General features: G+C 43.3%; 2 protein-coding genes. Both read left to right on the forward strand.

The genetic code is table 11. The features are described 5' to 3' along the window. A partial coding sequence (locus BUF15_RS28605; RefSeq protein WP_407642657.1) for a two-CW domain-containing protein occupies window positions 1–162 on the forward strand: 162 nt, incomplete at its 5' end. Window positions 163–1,118: 956 nt separating this feature from the next. Then, on the forward strand, window positions 1,119–1,976 hold the full coding sequence (locus BUF15_RS26380; RefSeq protein ID WP_073617358.1) for an ABC transporter substrate-binding protein: 858 nt from the start codon (window positions 1,119–1,121) through the stop codon (window positions 1,974–1,976). The last annotated feature ends 967 nt before the right edge of the window (window positions 1,977–2,943 follow it).

The raw sequence follows: 2,943 nt of genomic DNA on the forward strand, positions 1-2,943 counted from the left end.
CAGAAGGAACAATGCCCAGCATGGGAGTTTCAGAGCGGAAATATGTGCTGGTTTATGTATGGTACCCTTTGCAATGGCACTTGCGACTCTACCTACACTGAGAAGATAGAAAACTGTCGATCATGTATCATTTTCAATTCACTTATTCAGCAAGACAACTAGTCACAACCAATCGTCAGCAAACAGCAATCGGTGATGTGGAGATTGTGATTAAGATACTGACTACTGTAATTGTAGGGAGATACTTTCCACAACAACCAAGAATTGCCGCCGTATTGGGTATTGTGGTGCGTTTTATTCACCAAAGCTATGCTCCGCCAACCTAATCCTGCGTTTACGGTATTAAACCTGACCTTCTTACTGATATGGTGGGATCGGCCAACAACCTATAATTGCACCACAATGGAGCAACTGTAAGGAAGAGATAACCAAAGAGACTTCCTCAGGCTGCCCTGCTCTAAACTATGGTGAAAAAAAAGCCTCAGACGCGCAGGACACTCCGTTGACCTTACCAGTACATCTTTTTGCCGAGTGCGTACCTGCCTCTACTTGATAGATCTACTATCTCACAGATTTTGGGTTCTGGGGTCGGAGCCACCGAAATTCCTCCTCACAATCTATAAGAGCATTCAGGAACAAGATAAAATCCGAGCGAGTAGAGAACTTGTTGATATTTGAGGTGGCAAGGTTGATGATAACAATTTAACCTTACAACGAAATTTGACAAAAACCTACCCGCCTTGGCCGTGGGACTTTGCTTTCAATAGGTCGTGAATTTTCCACCTCCGCGCTCCTGTCACCATCTCCTTGCGTCTTCCGTTCCCGCCCCGTATTCTCCCAGCACTCGAGTTTTGCCCGCTTAGTCGTGTGATGACCCCCTTGAACGATTTTGGTAAATCTACCGGAAGCGATTTGCCCGACTCCATTCGCTCCCGTGCCGCCAGTAAACAAAAAGGGCAGGTAGAAGCGGCTCTATGAGGTGAAGATGATGTCATTGATTGTCAGATATTGTTAGTCTAATGCAACAAATTGACTCGGTGGTTGGATACCTATATACAGACTTGATAGTAGACACGGCATTGATCCTGAAATATAAAATCTATCAGAAGGAGAAGTTAATGAGCAGAAAAATCATTTTCTCAATTTTGTTGTTAGCGATAGTTGCTTTCGTATCGGCTGCAAAGGCCGAAGACCAATATGCCGCTGTTTACGGCAACGGGAAAAATGCCTTTTCTCTGGCTACCGGCAGCCCAGGTGAATTGGGTTTGCTCAAAGTGCTTGGAGAAGCATTCGCTGAACAGGAAGATGCCCAACTCAAGTGGAAAAAAGCGGGGTCTGGAGAGTCGCTTAAACTTCTAAAGGAAAAGCAGGTAGATATGATTATGGTGCATGCCCCTGCCGCCGAAAAAAAAGCAGTCTCTGATGGTTGGGCAATTAAACGTACTCTCATAGGGTCCAACGAATTTTTTGTTGTGGGCCCGGCGACCGACCCGGCCGCTATTGCAAAAGCCACCAGCGTGGCTGATGCATATTCCCGGATTGCCACTGCCAGTGCCAAATTTTTCTCGCGTGGTGACAATTCCGGCACCCATAAAAAAGAAATGGATATCTGGAAAAAAGCAGGTATTGAACCGGCAGGTGATTGGTATATAGTCACCAAAGATTTTATGACCGCAACTCTCAAACGTGCCAACGATGAAGGTGGCTATTTCATGACCGACAGCAGCACCTGGATTGCTGAAAAAAATAACATGCCGAAACTCAAAATCCTTTTTAGAGGAGACAAGTTCATTATAAATACCTATCATGCCCTCTGCCAGCCGGAGAAAGCTACTCCGGGTGCTGATACTGCTGCCAAATTTATCAATTTTGTTGCTTCGGAAAAGGGCCAGGACATCATTCGCGAATTTGGCAAAGCTGAATATGGGGAAGGACTTTACAACGATGCCACCTATGCGGAGCAGTTTAACGATTGACGAAAAGCAAGATCTTGAAATGAAAAAGGGTGGCACGAAATCATCCTAATGATGCGTGACTGGGGGAGGGTACATTTAGGATTGTAGCATGTCACGGAGGTTTCTTATCTGATGAGCTACAGTTTCAATGAATTGAAATGGAAAATCCACACACTGGTTTGGATTCCCAGATTATAATGGGAAGCATTGAAGATTTCAGCTGCCCACCTAAAATGGTTTTCAGCGAGGACAGTTGAGAAGATATCCTGATATGTTGGGATCGGCCAACGGCCTATAATAGCGCCATAATGGAGCAACTGTAAGGAAGAGATAACCAAAGTTATGTTGCGAGTTGAGTTATCCAGTTGAAATAATATGGAATCCATGACTTCACCTTTGGTGTCGTGTTTTTGCCGTCATTTCATAAGGTTCCGCCCTTTTTAAGAAGAATTCTCTTTTTTCTTTGCAACATAACTTCTTGAGCTATTTCTTACCTTATCGTTGTCTCTTGCAAGGAAGAAAAAGAAGAAAATCCAAAGAAAAAGGAGAAAGAAGAGATAAATAAATACAACTGCAAAAAGAGGGAAGAAAGGCAAACAGAGACGAAAAGACACAACAAAACTCAACTCGCAACATAACCAAAGATAAGGACATGCGAGTATCAGAAGGCCATGCTTGTCAATCTCATTACCAGTTAATCGATCATGAGCTCATGGATTATCTACAGTCAGAGACTGTATTTTGCTGTTAGGAATTTGAAAAAGCGCAATTCTCTGGATACGGTAGATCATTAAGCTTGGCACCTGGTAAGAAAACAGTACATTTAATGTGGTAATATTAATGGTTTGTCCCTATGGCTACAAAACTTGACGGTGGAGATAGTGTTGCATTAAACTAAATTATTTACTTCATTCAGCACTTTCCTTATAAGGGTGGCAAGATCCTTTTTCGCCAGTGGCTTCATCGCAAAACCCTTTATTCCAAATAA

Origin of the sequence: Desulfopila aestuarii DSM 18488, assembly GCF_900143695.1 — a bacterium.
GTDB classification, from domain to species: domain Bacteria; phylum Desulfobacterota; class Desulfobulbia; order Desulfobulbales; family Desulfocapsaceae; genus Desulfopila; species Desulfopila aestuarii.